Genomic DNA, 22,136 nt, shown 5'->3' with positions numbered 1-22,136 from the left:
CGACCGTGGCCCGGGACTTCACGTTCACGCAGCTGCGCTACTTCGCCGTGGTGGCCCAGCGCCGCAGCGTCACGGCCGCGGCGGCGGAGCTGCGGGTGTCGCAGTCGGCGCTGTCGTCGGCCGTGGCGCAGCTGGAGGCGGCGATGGGCACCACCTTGTTCCGGCGCGTGCCGCGCCGCGGGGTGGAGCCGACCGACAGCGGTCTGCGGCTGCTGCGCGAGAGCCTGCCGCTGCTGGAGGCGGCCGAGCAGCTGCCGGCCCGGGTGCGCCTGGACGAGCAGGAGCCGGCGGGCCGGCTGGTGGTCGGGGTGTACGAGCCCGTCGCGTCGTTGCGGCTGCCCGGTCTGGTGGCCGAGTTCACGCAGCGGTACCCGGCGGTCGAGGTGGCGGTCGTGGAGGGCGACCAGGAGTTCGTGCGGCAGTCGCTGCTGTCGGGCGGGTGCGAGGTCGCGCTGCTGTACAGCATGGGGCTGGGCTCGGGGCTGCGCACGGAGGTGCTGGAGGAGCTCGCGCCGCACGTCATCGTCGGGGAGGGGCACCGGCTGGCGGCCCGGGCACCGGGGCCGGTGAGCCTGGCGGAGCTGGCCGAGGACCCGCTGGTGCTGCTGGACCTGCCGCACACGCGGGAGTACCTGCTGGGGTTGTTCGACGTGGCGGGGCTGACGCCGCGGGTGCGGCACCGGCTGACGGGGTACGAGACGGTGCGCTCGTTCGTGGCCCTGGAGGGGTACGCGGTGCTGAACCGGCGGTTGCCGCACGGGGAGACGCACACGCGGCGGCGCGTGGTGGCGCTGGAGCTGGCCGAGCGGCTGCCCCCGGTGCAGGTGCTGCTGGCCCGGGCCCCGGACCAGCGGCCGACGCGGCGGGCCGTGGCCTTCGCCGAGGTGTGCCGGGAGGCCCTGCGCGTGTGACGCAGACGTTTCAGCGATGTTTCAGGAGTTTAACATCGACTGAATCGATGCTTTGCGCGAAAACCACTGTTGGACAACGGGTTCTGCGGCTCCCCAGACTGGGGCACCTCCTGCTCCACCCCTCCGGCACCCCGGTGCCCCGTGGAAGGACCAGAGCCTCCGATGAGCGCACCCGAATCCGCCCCACCCGCCGCCCCGGCCCTCCTGCCGGCCGGCTACAGCCCGCGGCTCTACAACGCCGACCTCGCCCCGCGCGACCGCGCCGCCCCCTGGCGCACGTGGGACCTGTTCTGCTGGTGGATGTCCGCCTGGCACAGCCTGGGCAGCTACACCTTCGCCATCGGCCTGCTCGTCCTCGGCCTCACCGGCTGGCAGGTCGTCGTCGCCGTCTTCGGCGGCCTCCTCGTCCTGCTCGTGGGCTGCAACCTCATGGGCGTGGCCGGCCAGCGCGCCGGCGTCCCCTTCCCCGTCTTCGCCCGCCTCAGCTTCGGCGTCTTCGGCGCCAACGTCCCGGCCCTGCTGCGCGCCGTCGTCGCCGTCGCCTGGTACGGCATCCAGACCTACCTGGCGAGCCTGGCCGTCACGACCCTGGCCCTGAAGGTCCTGCCCTCCGCCGACGGCCTGGCCCGCGCGCAGTTCCTCGGGATGTCCGGCCTGGGCTGGATCTGCTTCCTCGTGCTGTGGGCCCTCCAGCTCGCCGTCCTGAACCGCGGCATGGAGGCCGTCCGCAAGCTGTCCGACGTCGCCGGCCCGGTGCTGTGGATCGCCATCGCCGCGCTCGCCGTGTGGGTCCTGGGCCGCGCCGGGTGGAGCCTGGACTGGAACTACCGGGAGGGACCGGCCCTCGACGGGCCGCAGACCGTCGGCGCGATCGTCTCCGGGGCGTTCCTCACCGTCGCGTTCCTGTCCGGGCCGATGCTGAACTTCTCCGACTTCTCGCGCAACTCCCCCGACGCCCGCTCGATCCGGCGCGGCAACGCCCTGGGCCTGCTCGTCAACGGCACCGCGTTCGCGCTCGTCTCGGTCGTCATCGCGCTGGCCTCGGCCCGCGTCCACGGCGCCGCCGTCACCGACCCGGTCGAGCTGGTCGCCGACATCGACAGCGTGACGCTGCTGCTCGTGGCGACCGTCGCCATCGCCGGCTCGGCCATCGGCATCAACATCATCCTCAACTTCGTCTCCCCCGCCTACGACTTCGCCAACACCGCCCCCTCGCGCATCAGCTTCCGCACCGGCGGGGTCATCACCGCCGTCGTCTCGCTGCTCGTCATGCCGTGGAAGCTGTACTCCAGCCCGCTGGCGGTGAACTACTTCATCGGCGGCGTCGGCGCCCTCATCGGCCCCCTGTTCGGGATCATGGTCGTCGACTACTACCTGCTGCGCCGCGGCCGGGTCGACGTCCACGCGCTCTACTCCACCGACCCCGCCGGCCGCTACCACTACCGCCGCGGGACCAACCCGAACGCCGTCGGCGCGCTCGTGGGCTCCGGGGCCGTGACGCTCCTCGTCGCGTTCCTGCCGGCCCTGTCCGCGCTGGCCGCCTACTCCTGGCTCATCGGGTGCCTGGCCGGCGGGGCGCTGTACCTGCTCCTGGAGAAGGTCCGCCCCGCCGCCGCGCTCACCGTCGACTGACCCCACCGCACCCCGAGGAGAACCCGTGACCACCGTCCGCGCCGCGCTCACCCAGGTCAGCTGGCCCGGTTCCCAGGCCGAGATGCTCGACAAGCACGAGGGCCTGGCCCGCAAGGCCGCCGCCGAGGGCGCGCAGGTCCTGTGCTTCCAGGAGCTGTTCCACGGCCCCTACTTCGGCATCGTCCAGGACGCGAAGTACTACCGCTACGCCGAACCGGCCGACGGCCCCGTCGTGCAGCGCTTCGCCGCACTGGCCAAGGAGCTCGGCATCGTCAGCGTGCTGCCGATCTACGAGGAGCAGCAGCCCGGCGTGTACTACAACACCGCCGTGGTCGTCGACGCCGACGGGACCGTCCTGGGGTCCTACCGCAAGAACCACATCCCGCACGTCGACCGCTTCTGGGAGAAGTTCTACTTCCGCCCCGGCAACCTCGGCTGGCCCGTCTTCGAGACGGCTGTCGGCCGGGTCGGGGTGACCATCTGCTACGACCGGCACTTCCCCGAGGGCTGGCGCGCGCTGGGCCTGGGCGGCGCCGAGATCGTCTTCAACCCCAACGCCTCCAAGCCCGGCCTGTCGAACCGGCTGTGGGAGCTGGAGCAGCCCACCGCCGCCGCGGCGAACGGCTACTTCGTGTGCGTCCCCAACCGGGTGGGCCGCGAGGACAACGAGTACGGCGACCAGGCCGTCGACTTCTACGGCACCAGCTACGTCGTGGACCCCCGCGGCAACTACGTCGGCGACCGCGCCAGCTCCACCGACGAGGAACTGCTCGTCCGCGACCTGGACCTGTCCCTGGTCCGCGAGGCGCGCGACGAGTGGCAGTTCTACCGCGACCGCCGTCCCGACGCCTACGGCCCGCTGGTCGCGCCGTGACCCGCGTCCTGGTCCACGGCGGGGAGGTCGTCTCCAGCACGGGGACGACCCCCACCGACGTCCTCGTCGAGGACGAGCGGATCGTCGCCCTGCTCGCCCCGGGGACCGGTGACCTCTTCGCGGTCGACGAACGGATCGACGCCGCCGGGTGCTACGTCCTGCCCGGCGGGGTCGACGTCCACACCCACATGGAGATGCCCTTCGGCGGCACGCAGGCCTCGGACACCTTCGAGACCGGCACCCGGGCCGCGGCCTTCGGCGGGACGACGACGATCGTGGACTTCGCCGTGCAGCGCACCGGGGAGGACGTCGAGGAGGCCCTCGCCCGCTGGCACGCCAAGGCCGAGGGGAACTGCGCCGTCGACTACGGCTTCCACATGATCCTCGGCGGGGTCGACGAGGCGTCCCTCAAGGCCATGGACGCCCTCGTCGCGCACGAGGGGATCAGCAGCTTCAAGCTGTTCATGGCCTACCCGGGGGTGTTCTACTCCGACGACGGGCAGATCCTGCGGGCCATGCAGCGCGCCACCGGCAACGGCGCGACGATCATGATGCACGCCGAGAACGGCACCGCCATCGACGTGCTCGTCCAGCAGGCCCTGGCCGCGGGGCACACCGACCCCGTCTGGCACGGGCTGACCCGGCCCGCCGCGCTGGAGGGGGAGGCCGTGAACCGGGCCATCGCCCTGGCCGAGGTGGCCGGCGGCACCCCGCTCTACGTCGTGCACGTGTCGGCCTCGCAGGCCCTCGAACGCATCGCCGCCGCCCGCGACGAGGGCCGCAACGTGTTCGCCGAGACGTGCCCCCAGTACCTCTACCTGACGCTGGAGGACCACCTCGGGGCCCCGGGGTTCGAGGGGGCCAAGTACGCCTGCTCGACGCCGCTGCGCTCCAAGCACGAACCGCACGCGCGGGACCTGTGGCGGGGGCTGCGCACCGACGACCTCGCGGTCGTCTCCACCGACCACTGCCCGTTCTGCTTCAACGACCAGAAGACCCTGGGCCTCGGGGACTTCTCGAAGATCCCCAACGGGCTCGGTCTCGTCGAGCACCGGATGGACCTCGTCCACCAGGGCGTCGTCGACGGGAACCTGTCCCTGCAGCGCTGGGTGGAGACGTGCGCCACCACCCCGGCGCGGATGTTCGGGATGTACCCGAAGAAGGGCGTCGTCGCCCCGGGCTCGGACGCCGACCTCGTGGTGTACGACCCGCGCGCCACGACGACCGTCAGCGCGCGGACGCACCACATGAACCTCGACCACTCCGCGTTCGAGGGCGCGGTCCTGCAGGGGCAGGTCCGCACCGTCCTGTCCCGCGGCCGAACGATCGTCGACCGGGGGACGTACCTCGGCGCGAAGGGGCACGGCCGCTACGTGCGCCGCGGCCTGTCCCAGTACCTGCGCTGACGCGCACGAACCGGTCCGCCGGACCCGTACGAGAAGGAGAGCACCGTGGACCTCGGGGTCGTCCTGCAGAACACCGCACCCGCCGCGCGCGTCGTCGAACTCGCCCGCCAGGCCGAGACGCTGGGCTTCACGCACGCCTGGACGTTCGACTCGCACCTGCTGTGGGAGGAGCCGTACGTCGTCTACTCCGCGATCCTGCAGGCGACGCGGAACATGGTCGTCGGTCCCATGGTCACCAACCCCCTCACCCGGGACTGGACGGTCACGGCGTCCAGCTTCGCCACGCTCAACGAGATGTACGGGCCCCGCACGATCTGCGGCATCGGCCGGGGCGACTCCGCCGTGCGCACCCTGGCGGGCAAGCCCAGCACGCTGGCGACGTTGCGCGAGTCCGTCCACGTCATCCGGGAACTGGCCAACGGCCGGGCGGTCGAGCACAACGGGCAGACCATCCGCTTCCCGTGGGCACGCCCGACGAACGAGGCGAACCGCACCCAGGTCTGGGTCGCGGCCTACGGGCCGAAGGCGCTGCAGCTGACCGGGGAGGTGGCCGACGGGTTCATCCTGCAGCTGGCGGACCCCGACATCGCCGCCTGGACCATCAAGGCGGTCAAGGAGGCCGCCGAGCGCGCCGGCCGGGACCCCGACGCCGTGAAGATCTGCGTCGCGGCCCCGGCCTACGTCACCGACGGCGGCGACGCCGGGCTGGAGCACGCGCGCGCCCAGTGCCGGTGGTTCGGCGGGATGGTCGGCAACCACGTGGCCGACCTCGTCGGGCGCTACGGCGCGGACGGCGGGGTGCCCGCCGCCCTCACCGACTACATCGCCGGCCGCCAGGGGTACGACTACAACCAGCACGGCCGGGTCGGGAACACGCACGCCGACTTCGTCCCCGACGAGATCGTCGACCGCTTCTGCGTCCTCGGCTCCCCCACCGAGCACCTGCAGCGCCTGCGGGAGCTGCAGGAGCTCGGGGTGGACCAGTTCGCGCTGTACCTCCAGCACGACGCCAAGGAGACGACGATGCGGGCCTACGCCGACTCCGTCATGCCGTACCTGGACGACGCGGGAGCCGCCGTGGTGCCCGGACCCTGAGCGTCAGCGCCCCGCGGCCTCCAGGGTCGCGAACTCGTCGTCGCCGAGCTCGACGTCGGCGGCGGCGAGGTTCTCCTCCAGGTGCGCCACGGTCGAGGTCCCCGGGATGGGGACGATGACCGGCGAGCGGCGCAGCAGCCAGGCGAGGGCGAGCTGGGAGGTCGTCGCGTCGTGGTTCGCGGCGATCTCCTCGAGCGGGCCGCCGGGACGGGCGAGGGTCCCGGCGTCGACCGGGGCCCACGGGATGAAGGCGATGCCCTGCTCCTCGCAGTACGTCAGGAGGTCCTCGGCGCGGCGGTCGCCGAGGTTGTAGCGGTTCTGGACGGAGGCGACGGTCAGGCCGGCCGCCTGGGCCTCCTTGACGTCGTCGACGTCGACCTCGGACAGGCCGACCTGCAGCGCGAGGCCCTCGTCGACGAACTCCTTGATGACCCCGAACTGCTCCTCGCGGGGGGTCTTGGCGTCGATGCGGTGCAGCTGCCACAGGTCGATGCGCTCCACGCCCAGGCGGCGCAGCGACATGAGGATGCACTGGCGCAGGTACTCGGGGCGGCCCAGCGGCGGCCACACGTCCGGGCCGTGCCGGGTCAGCCCGCCCTTGGTGGCGATGACCACGTCGCCGTAGCCGGAGCCCGACCCGCCGGCATCGTGCAGGGCCTCGCGGATGAGGTCCTCGGACACGTAGGGGCCGTAGGAGTCGGCCGTGTCGATGAACGTGACGCCCAGTTCCACGGCGCGGCGCAGCACGCGCACCGCCTCGTCGTGGTCCTTCGGCGGCCCCCAGATGCCGGGGCCGGTGATGCGCATGGCTCCGTAACCGAGCCGGTTGACGGTCTTGCCGCCGAGGTCGATGGTTCCGCTGGCGGACACGGGCACGGGGTCCTCCCGGGGTTCTGCGGTCGTTGGCCCTCGCACGCTAACCCCGCGGGGGTCGGCCGACACCTCCGGGCCGGGGGCTACCTGACCAGGGCGAGGGTGAAGCCGTCCCAGCCCTTGGCGCCGACGGTCTGCAGGGCCGTGGCCTCCAGGCGCGGGTCCTCCCCCAGGGCGGTGAGGAACGCGCGGGTGCCCGTGACGACGGGGTCGGAGCTGGTGTCGTCGACGACGCGGCCCTCGCGCACGACGTTGTCGACGACGACGAGGCTGCCGGGGCGGGTCAGCCGCAGGGCCCACTCCAGGTAGCGGGGGTTGTTCGGCTTGTCGGCGTCGACGAAGACGAGGCCGAAGGGGTCACCGCCCTCGGCGGCCAGCACCGGCAGGGTGTCGAGCGCGGCGCCGACCCGGACGTCGACGACGTCGCCGAACCCGGCGCGGGCGATGTTCCGCCGCGCCACCTCGGCGTGCCGGGGGTCGTGCTCGAGGGTGACGACGCGCCCGCCGGGGGGCAGCGCGCGGGCCAGGTGGACGGTGCTGTAGCCGCCGAGGGTGCCCAGCTCCAGGACGCGCCGGGCGCCGCTGAGGCGGACCAGCAGCGACAGCAGCCCGCCCTGCAGGGGGGAGACGTCGATGGGGGGCAACCCGGCCGCCTGGTTCTCGTCGAGGACGAGTTCGAGGGTCTCGTCCTCGGGCAGCAGCGTCCGGGCGAGGTAGTCGTCGACCTCGGCCCACGCCGAGCTGGGATCGGTGCCGTTGCGGGGCGCGCTCACGGGGACACTGTGCCAGCGGCGGCGCGGGCGGTGGAAGGGTCGACCGGCCTACCGGGGCCGGTCGGCGCGCACCGCCCGCAGCCCGGCCAGGAGCGCGCCGAGGTGGAACTCGCGGTCGCCGGGACGGTCGCCGCCGAGGCGGACGGCGTGCTCCACGCCGCAGACGAGGTGCCGCAGCCGGTCCGGGGTCAGGTCGTCGCGGACGACGCCCGCGGCGACGGCCCGGGCGACGAGCGCGGCCGTCGCGGCCAGGACCTCGTCCTTGACGGCGGTGACGGCGGCGCTGGCGTCCTGCGGGGCGAGGAACACCGCCTGCAGCCCCCCGTCGGCGAGCTGGAGGGCCAGCCCTTCGCGGACGAGCAGCTCCAGCCCGGTGAGGGGGTCGGGTTCGGCGCCGGCGCGCCGGGCCAGGTCGGAGTAGCGGGTGAGGTCGGCCTCGGCGAGGGCCTCGACGAGGGCGTGGACGGTCGGGAAGTGCCGGTAGACGGTGGCGACCCCGACGCCGGCCCGGTGGGCGACGTCGTTGAGGCGCAGGGTTTCCGGCGGCAGGTCGCGGGCGACGTCGAGGATGCGGGTGCGGCTGCGGGCGGCGTCGGGGCGGGGGCTCACGGCCCGAGGGTACCAATCAGCGGATACTTCATCCGGACCGTGCTAGCGTTCGAACCGGATACTCCATCCGACCGACGCGCAGGAGACCCCCGTGACCTGGAACCCCACCACCCTCCCCGACCGCGACGGCAGCACGTTCGTCGTCACCGGCGCGACCGCCGGCATCGGCTACTTCGCCGCCGAGCAGCTCGCCACGACCGGCGCGCACGTCGTGCTGGCCTCGCGCTCGGCCGCCAGGCTCGACCGCGCCGCCACCTCGGTCCGCCGGCACGTCCCGGGCGCCCGCGTCTCCACCGTCGTCCTCGACCTCGCCTCCCTCACCTCCGTGCGCCGCGCCGCCGGGGAGCTCACGGCCCTCGGCCCGCTCGACGGCCTCCTGCTCAACGGCGGCTCCATGAGCACCGCCCGCGAGACGCGCACCGAGGACGGGCTGCCGGAGATGCTCGGCACCCACGTCGTGGCGAACGTCGCCCTGACCGCCGCCCTGCTGCCGGCCCTGGAGGGCGGCCGCGTCGTCCACACCACCACGGGGTTCGTGCGCCGGGCGAGGATGCGCGTCGACGACGTCACCACCCCCCACCGCGGGTTCTTCCGCACCTACACCTTCGCCAAGACCGTGACCGAGGTCTACGCCCACGAGCTGGACCGCAGGCTGCGCGCGGCCGGTTCCCCGACGGCCTCGGTGCTGACGTTCCCCGGCGTCGGCGTCGACGCCCGGACCCCCGCGCGCGAAGGCGTCTTCGACCCCCGGACGCAGACCCGGCGCAACCCCTTCACCCCGTGGGCCCAGGGCAAGGACGCCGCCGCGTGGTCCGGTGTCCGCGCCCTGCTCGACCCCGCCGTGCGGGGCGGGGAGCTCCTGGGACCGGCCAACGGCCGCCGGGGCCTGCCGGAACGGGCCGAGCCCAACGCGCACACCGCCCACCCCGGGGCGGACCGGGCCGCCCGGGTCTGGGACCAGCTGCACGAGCTGGCTGCGACGGCCGCCGCGGGCCCGGTCAGGCCGGCAGCGCGGCGATGACGCCGACGACGCGGGGGCCGCTGCCCGACGCGGGGACGATGAGGCGCCCGCTGCTCAGGCGCCAGGCGTAGCCGCCGTCGCCCATGCGGGTGCGGTACCGCTGCTCGTAGCGCTGCCCCGTGCGGCAGGCGTGGTCCAGGGCCTCGGCGACGCGGTCGCGGTCGTCGGGGTGGACGTGGTGCTGGAGCTGGTCCTCCAGCGTCGCCCCGGCGGCGGGGTGGACGTCGAGCAGGGCCGCGCACTGCGGGTCCCAGGACACGGTGCGGCTGCGGTGGTCCAGCTCCCACGCCCCGGCGCGGGGGTCGAGCAGCCCCTCGCCGGTCCGGAGCGGCTCCGGCCGGGAGCCCGGCAGGCCGCGCCCCCCCGGGAGCGCGCGGTCACCGGGCCCGGGGCGGTCGGCCGGCTCCGCGCGCTCGGCGAGCAGCGCCGCCAGCGGCGGGGACAGCAACCACCACGAGGACCGGCCGGCACGGCGCAGGAGCTCGAGCAGCACCTCGCGGGTCAGGCCGTCGCCCTGGACCAGCAGCCCCAGGTCCCGCCCGCGCTCGTCGTCGACGAGGAGGGCGTCGAGGAAGATCGACAGGGTGGGGTCGGCGGTGGGGGGCATCTCGTCGCCCCACATCTCGTGCACCGCGTCGCGCACCCCTCGCGCGCGGGCCTCGCGGGGGTGACGCCCCGGCGGAGTGCTCACGGTGCCCCTGCCTGCTCGGTGCCTGCGGGGGCGTGCGCGGTGCTCGCACGTCCCCGTCCATCGTGGGACGGCACGGTGGTCGTGTCCACCTGTCCTCGACCCTGGAGCGGGGGGCGCCGGTCAGCCAGACCCCCTTTCGGGGGACAGGTCCGCTGACGCGCTCCCGCCCCGGCCGGCGGCGGGGAGGTGACCGGCCCGGCGGGCGGCCTCGACGGCCGCCGCGCTGCTGCGCACGCCGTACTTGCGGCGGACGGTGGCCAGGTGCTGGGCGACGGTGTTCGCGGAGCGCTGCAGCCGCTCGGCGATCTGCGCACCGCTGAGCCCCTCGGCCACCAGTTGCAGGGTCTCGGCCTCCCGGGCGGTCAGCCGGCTGACGGCGGGGGCGCTGTGGGCGGGGGCCACGTGCTGCTGCAGCCTGCGCAGCTCGGCCTCCAGCCGGTGCAGCTCACCCTCGGCCACCAGCACGACGCGCTCCCCGCCGCGGGCCTCGAGGTAGACGCGGCGCTCCCCGGCGGCGACGGCGTCCAGGAGGTGCGGCCACAGGGCAGCGGCCAGGTCCTCGTCGATCTCGTGCACGTGTTCCCTCCGTCCCGGGCTCGAGCCGAGGTGCGCCGCTGTTGGCTCAACGACGTTCCGGCCCGCGCGCGGGCCAGTCTCACAGTGGCAGTCGGGGAGCGTTCACGCACCCGCGCCCACGGCTGCGGGCACGCCGTCGACACCGAGGGTCACCGACGGTCCCCCGGGTTCCCGGACGGATCCACCCGATCGGCTTCAGTCGTGACACTCCGTGCCGAATACCTAGTCAACGCAGCTAGCAAAGGCCACCCGTGGCCCGACCTGCTCGAGCAGGATCCACCAGGACCTGCCGGCTCGACCTGACAGGAGAGCGTTGTGGACGACCCGCAGACCCCGAGCACCCGCTGCACCACCGGTGCCCCCGCGACCCCCGACCGCGGTCCGCGCCGCGCCCGTCGAGCCGGCCGCTGGGCCAGGGCCCGCGCCCTGCTGGCCGGCGGCCTCGTCCTCGGCGTGGGCGGCACCGTCACGCTGGCGGCCTGGACCGACACCGAGTGGGTCTGGGGCGGCGCCGACGGCGGCGGGAACGTGCAGACCGCGACGTTCGCCATCGAGCAGAACGTGTGGAACGGGACCTCCGGTGCGGCGCAGTGGCGCGACGGCGCCGACCGGTCCAGCGCCGGCCAGCTCGACTTCACCGTCGACGCCGCCCGGCTCGTGCCCGGCAGGACCGTGTACGCCCCGATGCAGCTGCGCACCAAGGCCGGCTCCGAGGCCGGGTGCGTCCAGCTCGACGGCGCGGCCCTGGCCGCCGGGTCCCCGGCCGGCGCCCAGGTCCTCTACGACGCCCTGCGCTACACCGTGGTCACCGGGGTGGGCAAGGCCGCGTGCACCGCCGGCACCTTCACCCTGCCGAGCAGCCTCAGCGCCCGGCAGGTCGTCGACGCCCCCCTGACCACCGCCGGCACCCAGCGCGTCCCGCTGGCCGCCGACGGCCCCAGCGGCTCCGGCGGCGCCGTCGACCTCTGCTTCGCCATCACCCTGCCCGCGACGGCCGACAACACCACGCAGGGCAAGAGCGCACAGCTGTTCTGGAAGTACGACGCGACGCTCGCATGAGCACCCACCACGAGCGGTGCGCCGACCCGCGCACGCTCCCCGGCCCCGCGGCGAGCCCGGTGACCGCACCGGCTCCCCCGCAGGACGCCCCGCGGCGCGGGCTGCGGCACTGGGCCCGCGAGGGGCTCCTCACGACGGCCGCCGCCGGCGGCCTGCTGTGCCTGCTGGCCCTCGCGGCCGCGGTGTTCCTCGACACCACCCTGGTGCTGTTCCGGACCGGCTCGATGAGCCCGGCGATGCCTGCCGGCGCGGTGGCCGTCGTCCGCGCGGTCCCGGCCGCGGAGGTGGCCGTCGGTGACGTGGTGACCGTCGAACGCCCCGGCGCCCTGCCGGTCACCCACCGCGTCACCGCCACCGCGGCGGACCCGGCCGGTCCTCCCGCCTCGCGGCTGCTCACCCTCAAGGGCGACGCCAACGCCAGCGCCGACCCCCGCCCCTACGCGGTCGAGCGGGTCCGCCGCGTGGTGGTCTCCGCACCGCACCTGGGGAGCTGGATCGACCGGGCCCGTTCCCCCGTCGCCCTCGGGCTGACCACGCTCGGCGTCGGCGGGCTGGTGACGTGGACGTTCTGGCCGGCGTCCGCCGGCACCCCCTCCGGGCCCGGGCCCGGTGCGGGCTCCCGACGGCGACCGGCCCGCCGGTGACGACGCACGGCCGCGGCACCACCGCGCGCCGGACCCGTCCCCCGCGGGGCCCCCGGGCCCGCGCCGCCGTCCTCGCCGGTGCCGTGGTGCTCGGCGGCGCGGGCGGCGCCGCGGCCGCGGCGCCGGCCGACGCCGCCGGACCGAGGTCCCCGCAGCTGCGGCTGGACTCCCAGTTCACCCGGCACGGCCCGCCCACCCTGGCCCCCGGCCGGCGCACCCACTGGGAGATCGGAGCCACCCTCGACGGCGACGAGGTCGGGGCGCTGGAACTGCAGGTGGCCTCCGAGGGCACCCTCGTCACCCGCCCGGACGGGCTGTGGATCCAGGTCCGCACCTGCGACCGCCCCTGGCTGACCCGGCCCGCGCGCTGCCCCGGCACCCAGCTGCAGCTGCTCCCGCACCAGCGCCTGGCCGACGTCCCCACCCGCACGACGGTCCCCGTGGGGAACGTCTCCGTGCACGACTCCCAGCGCGTGCTGGTCACCCTCGACCTGCCCGACGACGCCTCCGCCGACCTGCAGGGCGCCTCCGGGCGCATCGGCATCGGGCTGACCGCCTCCGGCGACGACACGGCGGCGTCGGTGCCCACGCCCACCGCCCGCCCCGTCCCGGAGGTCCCCCCGGTGCCCACGACCACGGCCGACCCGGCCCCCACGAGCGCCCCGCCCTCCCCCTCCCTCCCGTCCACCCCGCCCCCGGCCGCGACCCCGTCGGCACCGGCCGTCGCGTCGTCCGCCGCGGCGTCCACCGCGGCGTCCGCCGGGAAGGACGCCGGGAAGGACGCCGGGCAGGCCGCCGTGGAGGTGCGTCCCCTCGCGGCGGCCCCCGCACGGGGCGGGGAGCCGGCCGGCGCCGCGGACCCGGGGCTGCCGGCCCGCCTGGCCCGCACCGGCGCCGAGCTGGGACCGGCGCTGGCCCTGGGCGCGGGAGCCGTCGGGGGCGGTCTGCTCCTCAGCGCCCTGGCCCGGTACCGCCGCCCGTCCCGTCCCCCGCGGAGCCGGCGGTGAAGCGGCGCGCGGTGACCGCCGCCGTGGCGACGGCGCTGGCGTCGCTGCTGGCCGCGGGCCACCTGCGGACCGTCGGCGACCTCCTGCAGACCACCGACGCGGCCTGGGTCGACCGGGAGGTCGTGCAGTCCTCCTTCGCGATCGGCGCACCCCTGGACTGCACCGCCCTCGGCCGGTACAGCAGCGCGAGCCAGGCCCGCACGACCACCGGCCGCCTGCTGGGACGGGACCTGTCCCCGCTCGTGGGCCTGGCCGGGGTGTCGGCCACCAACCCGGGCACCGGTGCCAGCGCGGTCCCCGCCACGGCCCCCCGGGCCGGGACCGACGCGTACCGCGACAACCTCACCGTCACGGCCCTGGACGCCGCCCTGACCACGGACCTGACCGGAACGGTGGCGTTCCCGCTGGCCGGCACCCACCTCGGCGCGTACGGCCAGTACGCCCGGGCCGGCAGCGACGGCAGGGCCGTCGCCGCCGCGGGCCTCGTCTCCGACAGCGGCGCCCTCACCGTCGGCAGCGCCACCCCCGCCGGGGACGTGGCCACCCTCGACCTGGCCAAGCTCGCCCCCACCACCGCGGCCCTGGCCGGGGTCAGCCTGGGCGTGGGCGCCGTCGGCGCCCGCGCCGCGCTGGACGGCTGCCAGCCGGCCGGTGCCGCGGTCACCCCCGAGCGCAGCTACACCATCGCCTCGCTCGCCGTCCGGGCCGGCGTCCCGGCGGTCAGGACCGTCGGCACCACGCTGACCACGCAGCTGGGCGCGGTCTCCACGACCGTGGACGCACTGGGGGTGAGCCTGCAGTCCACGCTGCGGACCGTCGTGGGGCCCCTGCTCGGCGGCACCGCCGGGGCCAGCTCGGCGACCGTCACCGTGGACCTGGCCGCGCTGGGCACCGCGCTGCTGGCGACCCCGCTGTCCGACGGGGTGGTGAACGTGGACCTGCGCACCGGGCTGGTCACCGTGGACCTGGCCGCCCTGCTCAGCGGGTCCGGCGGCCTCAACGGGCGGGCGCCCGACACGCAGCTGCTGCTGACCGGGCTGACCACCGTCCCGGCGCGGGTGACGGCGCTGCTCACGGCCTGGCAGGCGCAGGTGCAGCAGCGCCTGACCGCCACCCTGAACGCCGCGGCCGTCGAGCTGCGCACCACCGTCGCCCCCCTGGGCCTGGGGCCGACCAGGGCCGTGGTCGTCACCTCGACCCTGGGTGAGCTGGCGCAGGGCCGGGGCACCGTCGGCGTCGACGGGGCGGTCGCGTCCGGCGCCCTGCTGACCACCGTGGCCACGCCCCTGCTGGCGGCCCTGGGGACGGTGGTCACCACGACCCTGTTCGCGACCCCCGGGGGTGCCGTGCCCGGCCTCGTCGCCGCGCTCACCCCCGTGGTCGCCGCCGCGGGACCGGCGCTGACCCCCGTGGTGACGGCGCTGACCTCGGTGCTGACCCTGACCGTCAACGCGCAGGACTCCCCGACCGGCGGGACGCACCGGGTCAGCGCCCTGCGCGTGGGGGTCCTGGCCCCCGCCCCCACCGACCTGCGCCTGGCCACCGCCGTCGTGGGGCCGGTCACCCCGCTCACGCCCTGAGGACCGGGCCGCCCCGGCCCGTCGCACCCGCCGGTCACACTGGCCGGGTGGTCGAGGCGGTCGAGGTGGTCGAGGTGGTCGGGGCCCCCGGGGTGCCCGGGGTGGCGGACGTGCGGGCCGGGCTGCGGCGGCTGGGGACGGTCCCCGCGCTCGGCCTGGTCGTCGTGCCCGGCGGCCTGGGCCTGGCCGTCCCCGGCCACCGCTGGGCCGTCGCCACCGACGACCCCGCCGGCGTCCTGGCCGACCTGGAGGCCGAGTTCGCGCCCCGCTGGACCTGGTGGTCGGCGGCCGGTGCCGCGGGCCGCGCCGGCGACGTCCACCTCGCCCGCTGCCACGACCTCGCGGCCGTGCACCGCGTGCTGGGCGGCGGCGCGCGGGAGGACCCCGGCGCGGTGTGGGCCGCGGCCCACGGGCTCCCCGCTCCCCCGCCGCCGTCCCGGCGTCCCGACGCCGCGCACGGGACCGCGACGCTGGACCTCGACGGGGCGGCCGCGGCCGACGAGCCCGTGACCGGCGCGGGTCAGGTGTCCCCCACGTGGGCCGACGGCCGCGCCTTCGACGTGGACCCGCCGCAGCGCCTCGACCGCGCCGCGCGGTGGGCCGGGCTCGCCCTCGACGTGGCGGCGGCGCAGTCGCGGGCCCTGGCCGCGCTGCCCGACCACCGCCCGCAGCCGGCCGGCCCCCCGCTGCCCGTCCAGACCGGGTACGCCGAGTCGGCGGCGGCGCTGCTGGCGGTGGAGCTGTCCCGCACGGGCCTGCCGCTGGACCGCGCGACGGCCGAGGCGATCGTCGGCGCGGCCGTCGGGCCCCGCCCGGCGACCCCGGCCGAGGAGCGGCGCGCCCGGGCCGCCCGCGACGAGGCCGTGCGCCGGCACCTCGGCGACCAGCACGGCGACCGCCACGGCGACCACCGCGGCGACCTGGACCTGCGCAACCCCGCCCAGGTCCTCGCCGCGCTGCGCGGCCTGGGTTTCGACGTGCCCGACACGCGCGCGCACCGCCTCGAGGCGTTCCGCGACGCCCACCCCGCCGTGGCCGCGCTCCTGCTGTGGCGCAAGGCCGAACGGCTGGCGACGACCTACGGGTACTCGTGGCTGGACGAGCACGTGGGCCGCGACGGGCGGCTGCGCGGGGGGTGGTCGGCGGCCGACGCCGCCGCCGGGCGCATGACGGCGCAGGCCGGGCTGCACAACCTGCCCGCCGAGCTGCGGCCGGCGGTCGCGGCCGAACCGGGCCACGTCCTCGTGCGCGCCGACCTGGGCCAGGTGGAACCGCGCGTGCTGGCGGTGGTCTCCGGCGACCCCGGGCTGGTGGCGGCCACGCACGCCGACGACCTGTACGCCCCCGTCGCGGCGGCCCTGGCCGCGGACCGGCCGACCGCGAAGGTCGCCGTCCTGGCCGCGATGTACGGGCAGACCTCGGGGGCGGCCGGGGAGGCGCTGCGGCGCATGGAACGCGCCTACCCGCGCGCGCTGGCCCACCTGCGGGCGGCCGAGGAGGCCGGGCGGGCCGGGCGCGACGTGCGCACGTACGGCGGGCGGCTCGTGCGGGTCCCCGCCCCCGCCCCCGGCGAGACCGGCACCGCGACGACCGCGCGCGGCCGGTTCGCCCGCAACGCCGTCGTGCAGGGCGCGGCCGCGGAACTGTTCAAGGCGTGGGCCGCGACGGTGCGCGCGGGCCTGGCCGGGTCCGGGGGCCGGATCGTGCTGTGCCTGCACGACGAACTCCTCCTGCACGTCCCGGCCGCCCACGCCCAGCGCGCCGCGGGGCTCCTGGAGGTCGCGCTGACGCGGACCGCGGACCGGTGGGCGGCCGGTTCGGGGGTGCGTTTCGTCGCCGACGTGAGCGTCGTGCAGCGCTGGTCGGAGGCGAAGTGAACGGGGTTCCCGGGCCTGGCCGAAACCCTCGGGAACCTCTTGCACTCGACGGACGGGAGTGCTAAATCAATGTCTGGGCACCGGCCCGGCCCGGTGACCCAGGTTGGAGCGCATCGTCTCTCGCACAACGGAGGTGGTTGCCATGCTGATGCGCACTGATCCCTTCCGGGAACTCGACCGACTCACCCAGCAGGTCCTGGGGACCACGGCCCGGCCGGCCGTCATGGCGATGGACGCCTGGCGCACCGGTGACGAGTTCGTCGTCGAGTTCGACCTCCCCGGCGTCGACCCGGCCAGCGTGGAACTCGACGTGGAACGCAACGTCCTGACCGTCCGCGCCCAGCGCCCCGTGCACGAGGGCACCGAGGAGATGATCGCCGCCGAGCGCCCGCGCGGGGTGTTCAGCCGCCAGCTCATCCTCGGGGACAACCTCGACACGGAGAAGATCAGCGCGGCCTACCACGCGGGTGTCCTGACCCTGCGGGTCCCGGTGGCCGAGAGGGCCAAACCCCGGCGCATCGCCGTCGAGACCCACGACAGCCCGCAGGCCATCGGTTCCTGACGGCGGCCGGAGTGGAACTCCTGCTCCAGGAGCCGGGTCGACGACCGGACGAACCCCCCGGGGAGGTCCCGGACGAGACCGAGGCGGAGTTCTGGGCGATCGTGTCCGGACTGCTCGACGTGGGCACGGCGCTCGCCCCTCCCCCACCCGGGCCGCGTCCGGCCCCCGCCGGGGGAACCGCCGCCGACCAGGACACCGACCGACGACCGACCGGCCGGGAGCGGGCCCCTCCGCGGGGGCGGGGCCCCGGCCGGTCCCGGCGCACGACTCTGAAGGCACCCCACGAGCACCCCGGCGGACGCCGGTGAGGGAGGAGGACGATCGACCGGTACGACCTCCACGCGCACGGACGGGTCCCGGGGCGGCACGACGGCCGCCCGGGACCCGTTCAGCGCGGACCGGACGTCAGGAGCGGGCCCCTCGCCCGGGCGGGGTCACTGCCCCCCGAACGCCGTGACCTGCTCGGCCGCGAAGTCGCCGAACGACCACGGCTGCCCCGTCGCCTCCAGCACCGACCACCACAGGTCCCCGTGCGGGTCGACCTGGTTGCGGTCCGAGACGGCCAGGGCGATCGGGATGTGCACGAACCGGCGGCGCCAGCGCCCCACGACCATGTTGGTCCGCCCGGCCATGGCCGCGTGGACGGCCGCGTGCGCCAACCGGATGCAGTACACCGCGTCGTACGGGTTCGCCGGGACGCTGCGGATGACGTAGCTGGGGTCGATGTAGCGCATGTTGAGCTCGAGGTCGTGCGCGGCGAAGTCGTCCGTGATCGCCTGCCGCAGCAGGCGACCGACGTCCTGCAGCCGCTTGTTGCCCGAGGCGTCCTTGAGCGAGGCGGCCGCGTCGGCGGGGTCGAACAGCTCCTGCCCGGCCCCCTCGGCGGCCACGACCAGCGCGTGCCCCTGGGTCGCGACCTTCTCCCGCAGCCGCTGCAGGAAACCCCCCGGCCCGTCGAGGGTGAAGGGCACCTCGGGGATGAGGACGAAGTCGGCGTCGTTCTGGGCGAGGGCGGCGTAGCAGGCGATGAACCCGGAGTGCCGCCCCATGAGCTTGACGATGCTCACCCCGTTGGGCGCCGTCCGCGCCTCGACCTTGGCCGACCGGATGGAGCGGGAGGCCTCGCTGAACGCCGACTGGAAGCCGAAGCTCTGGTCGATGAACGGGATGTCGTTGTCGATGGTCTTCGGGATGCCGACCACGGCGATCTTCAGGTCGCGCGCCTTGATCTCGGCGGAGATCTTCTGCGCCCCGCGCATGGTGCCGTCGCCGCCGATGACGAACAGGACGGAGATGCCCATCCGCTCCAGGCAGTCGACGACCTCGGCGGCGTCCTGCTGGCCGCGCGAGGTGCCCAGGATGGTGCCGCCCTCGCCGTCGATGCCGCTGACCGACTCGGGCGTGAGGTCGACGACGTCGTGGCCGTAGCGCGGCACGAAACCCTGGTAGCCGTTCTTGAACCCGTAGATGCGCCGCACGCCGTAGTGGGTGGTCAGTTCCGAGACCAGGCCCCGGATGACGTTGTTGATGCCCGGGCACAGCCCGCCGCACGTGACGATCCCGACGCGCGTCTTGGAGGGGTCGAAGAAGATCTTCTTGCGCGGGCCGGTGGGCTCCAGGCTCGGCAGGTCCTCCAGGTCGCCCTCGCGCCGGGACACCTTCGAGAGGGTGTCGTCGAACAGGACGCGGTCGGTCTCCTCGATGTAGTGCTGGGTCGTGCGCCGGGCCTGCAGCCGCGGCGCCAGCGGGGAGTCGACGGTGCAGGGGCCCAGCGTCTCGACGGTGAAGTCGATGGGCTCACGGCTCGCGGGGCGGTCGGTCGGCTCGGCCATGAGCGCGCGGTCCTCTCCATGCGGGGGCAGGCGAGCCCCCATCATCGGACAGGGCCGTGACGCCGATCACCCCGGGGTCGCGGCGGGGGCCGCGCCGCAGTCGACGCGCGGACCGGGCCGGCACTGCCTAGCGTCGTGGCCATGGCCAACGACCTGTACACCGGGACCGTCACCGCCCGCGAGGGCTCGGTGAGCTCGGACGACGGAGCCCTCACCCTCGACGTGCACGAACCCCGCGAGCTGCAGGGGGCGGGGGCAGCCACCAACCCCGAGCAGCTCATGGCGGCCGCCCTCGGCTCGTGCCTGCTGGAGTCGCTGCGGATCGCCGCGACCAGCGCGGGCGGCAGCACGCAGGGCGCCGCGGTGGAGTCGCGGGTCACCCTCAGCAGCGCGGACGGGCCCGGCTACACCGCCCGGTACGCGCTGAGCGTGACGCTGCCGGACGCCGGCGGGGACGCCTCGTCGGTGCTGGAGCAGGCGCTGTCCATCTGCCCGTTCACCAAGACCCTCGACGCGAGCACCCTGGAGGTCCAGCTCGCCTGAGCCCGGCCCGGCCGGGGGCCCTCAGGGACGGGGGCCCTCCCGGTCGGCCAGCCGCTGCAGCATGGCGTTGTACTCGGCGAGGTCGGCGTCGCCGTCGCGCGCGGCCTTGCGGTCGCGGCGGCGGTTCTCCCGGTCGTCCGAGCGCGCCCAGCCGATGGCGACCCCCAGGACGAGGACGAGGGTGGGGACCTCACCGATCCCCCAGGCGATGTCGCCGCCCTCCTGCTGGTTCGCCAGGAGCTGCGAGGCCGGGGTGAAGACCGCGAACCAGTCGGCGGCGAGCAGCCGGGTGCCCTGCATGAGCGCGACGCCGAAGAACGCGTGGAAGGCCATCGTGGCCAGCAGCAGGATGAGCCGCATCGGGTAGGCGGGGCGGTGGCCGCCGGGGTCGACGCCGATGAGGGCGGAGGAGAACAGGTACCCCGTGCCCAGGAAGTGGACCATCATCAGCTCGTGCCCCACGTGGGTGCGCAGCGCGAGCTCGAACAGCGGCGAGTAGTAGAAGACGATGAGGGAGCCGGCGAAGAGCACGGCGGCCACGAGGGGGTGGCCGACGACGCCGAGGTAGCGGGAGTGCACGACCTCGAGCAGCCACTCGCGCAGGCCGCGGGAGTGGTCCCGGCGGGCCGGCAGGGTCCGCAGCGCGAGCGTGACGGGGGCCCCGAGCACGAGCATCGGCGGGATCGCCATGGTCAGCAGCATGTGCTGGAGCATGTGCATGCTGAAGGTGAGGCGGCCGTACGCGGCGGGGCCGCCGCTGGTGACGAACAGCAGCAGCAGGCAGCCCAGGACCCACCAGACCGTGCGGCCCACGGGCCAGGAGTCGCCCCGGGCCCGCAGCCGGCGGACCCCGAGCAGGTAGGCGACCAGCGCGATCCCCGCCACGCCGATCCACAGCAGGTCGGGGCTGAGCTCGGTGAACCAGCGGCCCACGGTCAGCGTCGGCGGCAGCGGCTCGCCGAGCAGCGACTCGGCGCGGCTGGCGTCGGGGTTGTCGTCGGGCACGGGCGTGGGGCTGCGACTGAGCGCCACGCCCAGGCCGGTCGCCGCGCCCATGAGGACGAGCTCGACGGCGGCGACGCGCAGGAAGGCGCGGGGGCGGGAGGCCAGCAGCGGGACGGTCCGCCGCCGGTGCCAGACGCCGAACGCGCCGAGGGCCACGAGGGCGACGACCTTGCCCACGACGAGCGCGCCGTAGGCCGAGGCCAGGCCGGACCAGCCGCCGAGCCGGACCGAGGCGTTGAGCACCCCGGACAGCGCGACGGCGGCGAAGCACCACAGGGCGAGCGTGGAGTAGCGCGCGGCGAGGACGGGCAGGTCCACGGGCCGCTGCCCCTTGGCCGACCCCGGCGAGCGCCCGGTCAGCGGGGCGACGAGCAGGACGGCGGCCAGCCCGCCGAGCCAGGCGGTGACGCCGACGAGGTGCACGGCCAGGGAGCTGACGGCCGTCTCGTGGGAGGCCGAGCCCGAGGCGTGCCCGGACAGCGACAGGGGCATCAGCGCCAGGACGGCGAGGGCCAGGGCCCACGCCGCGCCGGTCGGGGTGGTGGCCGCGGCGGCGACGGTGGCGACGACGGCGGCCAGCACCGTCGTGACGAGCAGCGCGCGGCCGAGGTCGATGGACTGGGCGAACTGGGCGAACTGGGCGCCGAAGTCGGGTGAGCCGGGGGCGGCGCCGATGACGTCCATGGCCGTCAGGACCAGCACGAGCAGCGCCGAGACGGCCCACGCCCCGGCCGCGACCCCGGCCACCCGGACCGCGCGGGTCCAGGCGGGGCTGGGGTGCGGCAGGAGGGCGGTGGCGACCGCGCTGCCGCCGACGGCCAGGGCCGCGGACAGGTCGTGGACCGTCCGGGCGACGGGCAGGCCGTAGCGGACGAGCCGTCCGGGGTCGCCGATGGCGGGGGGGACGAGCCCGCCGGCGAGGGCGAGGGCGGTGAGCAGGACCGCGAGCGCGGCGAGGAGGACGGCCGAGGAGGTCAGCAGGACGCCCGTGGGCGGGGTCGTCGGTCCGGGTGCGCTGCGGGCCGGGCGGGAGGGTGCGGCCACGGGTCAAGGGTAGGTCGCCCGCCGGGGACCCCGGTCGGGGGCGGGGTCAGGCGCTGACGCGGGCGGTGGGGCGCACGGGGCTGGAGCTGGTGGTGACGTCGAACCAGACGGTCTTGCCGAGGTCGCCGACCTCGACGCCGTGGGCGTCGGCGAGGGCTTCGACGAGGGCCATGCCGCGCCCGTTGAGGGCGTCGGGGTCGGTCTCGCGCCGCAGGGGCAGCCGGGTGTTCTCGTCGCCGACGCCGACGCGGACGCGGGGGCCGACGCGGCCCAGGCGCAGCGAGACCTCGCTGCGGCCGTGCAGGACGGCGTTGGTGACGACCTCGGCGGTGAGGAGCAGGAGGGTGTCGACGGGGTCGCCGATGATGCCCTGGGTGATGCACCAGTCGGCGACGAAGTGCCGGGCGGTGCGGGAGGACATCGGGACAGGCGCCAGCGTCGTCTCGGCGGACCACTCGCTGAACGACACTGCGTGACTCTCCAGATACGTTGAGTTACCAACCACGGTAGCGCAGGGTCCCC

General features: G+C 75.6%; 21 protein-coding genes. 13 read left to right on the top strand and 8 right to left on the bottom strand.

Annotated elements, in window-relative coordinates; genetic code table 11:
• The first annotated feature begins 5 nt into the window (after positions 1-5).
• The 5 genes from BJ968_RS13100 (at position 6) to BJ968_RS13080 (ending at position 5,918) form a co-directional block, all read left to right on the top strand.
• Positions 6-911, top strand: coding sequence for a LysR substrate-binding domain-containing protein (locus tag BJ968_RS13100; RefSeq protein WP_179752511.1), 906 nt, complete (start codon positions 6-8; stop codon positions 909-911).
• A gap of 162 nt (positions 912-1,073) precedes the next feature.
• A complete protein-coding gene (locus tag BJ968_RS13095; RefSeq protein ID WP_179752508.1) occupies positions 1,074-2,543 on the top strand; it encodes an NCS1 family nucleobase:cation symporter-1 in 1,470 nt (489 codons plus the stop codon).
• Positions 2,544-2,568: 25 nt separating this feature from the next.
• Positions 2,569-3,417, top strand: coding sequence for a nitrilase-related carbon-nitrogen hydrolase (locus BJ968_RS13090; RefSeq protein ID WP_179752506.1), 849 nt, complete (start codon positions 2,569-2,571; stop codon positions 3,415-3,417).
• Positions 3,414-4,823, top strand: coding sequence for a dihydropyrimidinase (gene hydA, locus BJ968_RS13085; RefSeq protein WP_179752504.1), 1,410 nt, complete (start codon positions 3,414-3,416; stop codon positions 4,821-4,823). Before BJ968_RS13090 ends, hydA begins: the two co-directional genes overlap by 4 nt.
• 45 nt (positions 4,824-4,868) lie before the next feature.
• The gene (locus BJ968_RS13080; RefSeq protein WP_179752502.1) at positions 4,869-5,918 is read left to right on the top strand and encodes a TIGR03842 family LLM class F420-dependent oxidoreductase; all 1,050 of its coding nucleotides are present in this window, start codon (positions 4,869-4,871) and stop codon (positions 5,916-5,918) included.
• Between the two features lie 3 nt (positions 5,919-5,921).
• On the opposite strand, the gene BJ968_RS13075 is transcribed toward BJ968_RS13080, so the two are convergent.
• From BJ968_RS13075 to BJ968_RS13065, 3 genes are all read right to left on the bottom strand, one after another.
• Positions 5,922-6,794 (bottom strand): aldo/keto reductase, encoded by an 873-nt coding sequence (locus BJ968_RS13075; RefSeq protein WP_179752500.1) that lies wholly within the window; start codon positions 6,792-6,794, stop codon positions 5,922-5,924.
• Between the two features lie 80 nt (positions 6,795-6,874).
• A complete protein-coding gene (locus BJ968_RS13070; RefSeq protein ID WP_179752498.1) occupies positions 6,875-7,564 on the bottom strand; it encodes a class I SAM-dependent methyltransferase in 690 nt (229 codons plus the stop codon).
• 48 nt (positions 7,565-7,612) lie between these two features.
• The gene (locus tag BJ968_RS13065) at positions 7,613-8,173 is read right to left on the bottom strand and encodes an SbtR family transcriptional regulator (protein WP_179752496.1); all 561 of its coding nucleotides are present in this window, start codon (positions 8,171-8,173) and stop codon (positions 7,613-7,615) included.
• A 91-nt stretch (positions 8,174-8,264) separates the two neighbouring features.
• On the opposite strand from BJ968_RS13065, the gene BJ968_RS13060 reads away from it, so the two are divergent.
• Entirely contained in the window at positions 8,265-9,194 is a 930-nt protein-coding gene (locus BJ968_RS13060) for an SDR family NAD(P)-dependent oxidoreductase (RefSeq protein WP_179752495.1), read from the top strand.
• On the opposite strand, the gene BJ968_RS13055 is transcribed toward BJ968_RS13060, so the two are convergent.
• Both BJ968_RS13055 and BJ968_RS26655 read right to left on the bottom strand, forming a co-directional pair.
• Positions 9,172-9,885: a PAS domain-containing protein gene (locus tag BJ968_RS13055; protein WP_179752493.1), complete on the bottom strand. Its 714-nt coding sequence runs from the start codon at positions 9,883-9,885 to the stop codon at positions 9,172-9,174. The genes BJ968_RS13060 and BJ968_RS13055 overlap by 23 nt on opposite strands.
• 120 nt (positions 9,886-10,005) lie before the next feature.
• On the bottom strand, positions 10,006-10,461 hold the full coding sequence (locus tag BJ968_RS26655; RefSeq protein WP_179752491.1) for a LuxR C-terminal-related transcriptional regulator: 456 nt from the start codon (positions 10,459-10,461) through the stop codon (positions 10,006-10,008).
• A 315-nt stretch (positions 10,462-10,776) separates the two neighbouring features.
• Between BJ968_RS26655 and BJ968_RS13045 the strand changes: the two genes are divergently transcribed.
• The 6 genes from BJ968_RS13045 to BJ968_RS13020 all read left to right on the top strand — a co-directional run bounded on the left by BJ968_RS13045 (position 10,777) and on the right by BJ968_RS13020 (position 17,190).
• Positions 10,777-11,520, top strand: a complete 744-nt coding sequence (locus BJ968_RS13045) for a SipW-dependent-type signal peptide-containing protein (RefSeq protein ID WP_179752488.1) — start codon at positions 10,777-10,779, stop codon at positions 11,518-11,520.
• Positions 11,517-12,164 (top strand): S26 family signal peptidase, encoded by a 648-nt coding sequence (locus BJ968_RS13040; RefSeq protein WP_179752486.1) that lies wholly within the window; start codon positions 11,517-11,519, stop codon positions 12,162-12,164. Before BJ968_RS13045 ends, BJ968_RS13040 begins: the two co-directional genes overlap by 4 nt.
• Positions 12,161-13,171, top strand: a complete 1,011-nt coding sequence (locus BJ968_RS13035; protein ID WP_179752484.1) for a hypothetical protein — start codon at positions 12,161-12,163, stop codon at positions 13,169-13,171. The genes BJ968_RS13040 and BJ968_RS13035 overlap by 4 nt, the downstream gene beginning before the upstream one ends.
• Positions 13,168-14,751: a choice-of-anchor G family protein gene (locus tag BJ968_RS13030; RefSeq protein WP_179752482.1), complete on the top strand. Its 1,584-nt coding sequence runs from the start codon at positions 13,168-13,170 to the stop codon at positions 14,749-14,751. The genes BJ968_RS13035 and BJ968_RS13030 overlap by 4 nt, the downstream gene beginning before the upstream one ends.
• A gap of 47 nt (positions 14,752-14,798) precedes the next feature.
• A complete protein-coding gene (locus BJ968_RS13025; RefSeq protein ID WP_343078001.1) occupies positions 14,799-16,628 on the top strand; it encodes a DNA polymerase in 1,830 nt (609 codons plus the stop codon).
• A gap of 142 nt (positions 16,629-16,770) precedes the next feature.
• Positions 16,771-17,190 (top strand): Hsp20/alpha crystallin family protein, encoded by a 420-nt coding sequence (locus BJ968_RS13020; RefSeq protein ID WP_179752480.1) that lies wholly within the window; start codon positions 16,771-16,773, stop codon positions 17,188-17,190.
• Between the two features lie 434 nt (positions 17,191-17,624).
• Here BJ968_RS13020 and BJ968_RS13015 read toward each other — a convergent pair whose 3' ends face one another.
• A complete protein-coding gene (locus BJ968_RS13015; protein ID WP_179752478.1) occupies positions 17,625-19,022 on the bottom strand; it encodes an ATP-dependent 6-phosphofructokinase in 1,398 nt (465 codons plus the stop codon).
• A gap of 141 nt (positions 19,023-19,163) precedes the next feature.
• Here BJ968_RS13015 and BJ968_RS13010 point away from each other — a divergent pair, with 141 nt between their 5' ends.
• A complete protein-coding gene (locus BJ968_RS13010; RefSeq protein ID WP_179752476.1) occupies positions 19,164-19,565 on the top strand; it encodes an OsmC family protein in 402 nt (133 codons plus the stop codon).
• A gap of 21 nt (positions 19,566-19,586) precedes the next feature.
• Here BJ968_RS13010 and BJ968_RS13005 read toward each other — a convergent pair whose 3' ends face one another.
• The gene (locus BJ968_RS13005; protein WP_218885029.1) at positions 19,587-21,614 is read right to left on the bottom strand and encodes a cytochrome c oxidase assembly protein; all 2,028 of its coding nucleotides are present in this window, start codon (positions 21,612-21,614) and stop codon (positions 19,587-19,589) included.
• A 46-nt stretch (positions 21,615-21,660) separates the two neighbouring features.
• Positions 21,661-22,083, bottom strand: coding sequence for an ATP-binding protein (locus tag BJ968_RS13000; protein WP_179752474.1), 423 nt, complete (start codon positions 22,081-22,083; stop codon positions 21,661-21,663).
• Positions 22,084-22,136: the final 53 nt, after the last annotated feature.

The sequence above is a fragment of the Kineococcus aurantiacus genome, assembly GCF_013409345.1.
Classification (GTDB): domain Bacteria; phylum Actinomycetota; class Actinomycetes; order Actinomycetales; family Kineococcaceae; genus Kineococcus; species Kineococcus aurantiacus.
Note: the sequence above shows the minus strand (reverse complement) of the source record. Positions and strands in the feature narration are given on the sequence as shown.

Bases quoted from the DNA above. Each gene is read 5' to 3' on its own strand.
- BJ968_RS13095 (WP_179752508.1), top strand. From the start codon at position 1,074: ATGAGCGCACCCGAATCCGCCCCACCCGCCGCCCCGGCCCTCCTGCCG.
- BJ968_RS13040 (WP_179752486.1), top strand. From the start codon at position 11,517: ATGAGCACCCACCACGAGCGGTGCGCCGACCCGCGCACGCTCCCCGGC.
- BJ968_RS13020 (WP_179752480.1), top strand. From the start codon at position 16,771: ATGCTGATGCGCACTGATCCCTTCCGGGAACTCGACCGACTCACCCAG.
- BJ968_RS13015 (WP_179752478.1), bottom strand. From the start codon at position 19,022: ATGGCCGAGCCGACCGACCGCCCCGCGAGCCGTGAGCCCATCGACTTC.
- BJ968_RS13010 (WP_179752476.1), top strand. From the start codon at position 19,164: ATGGCCAACGACCTGTACACCGGGACCGTCACCGCCCGCGAGGGCTCG.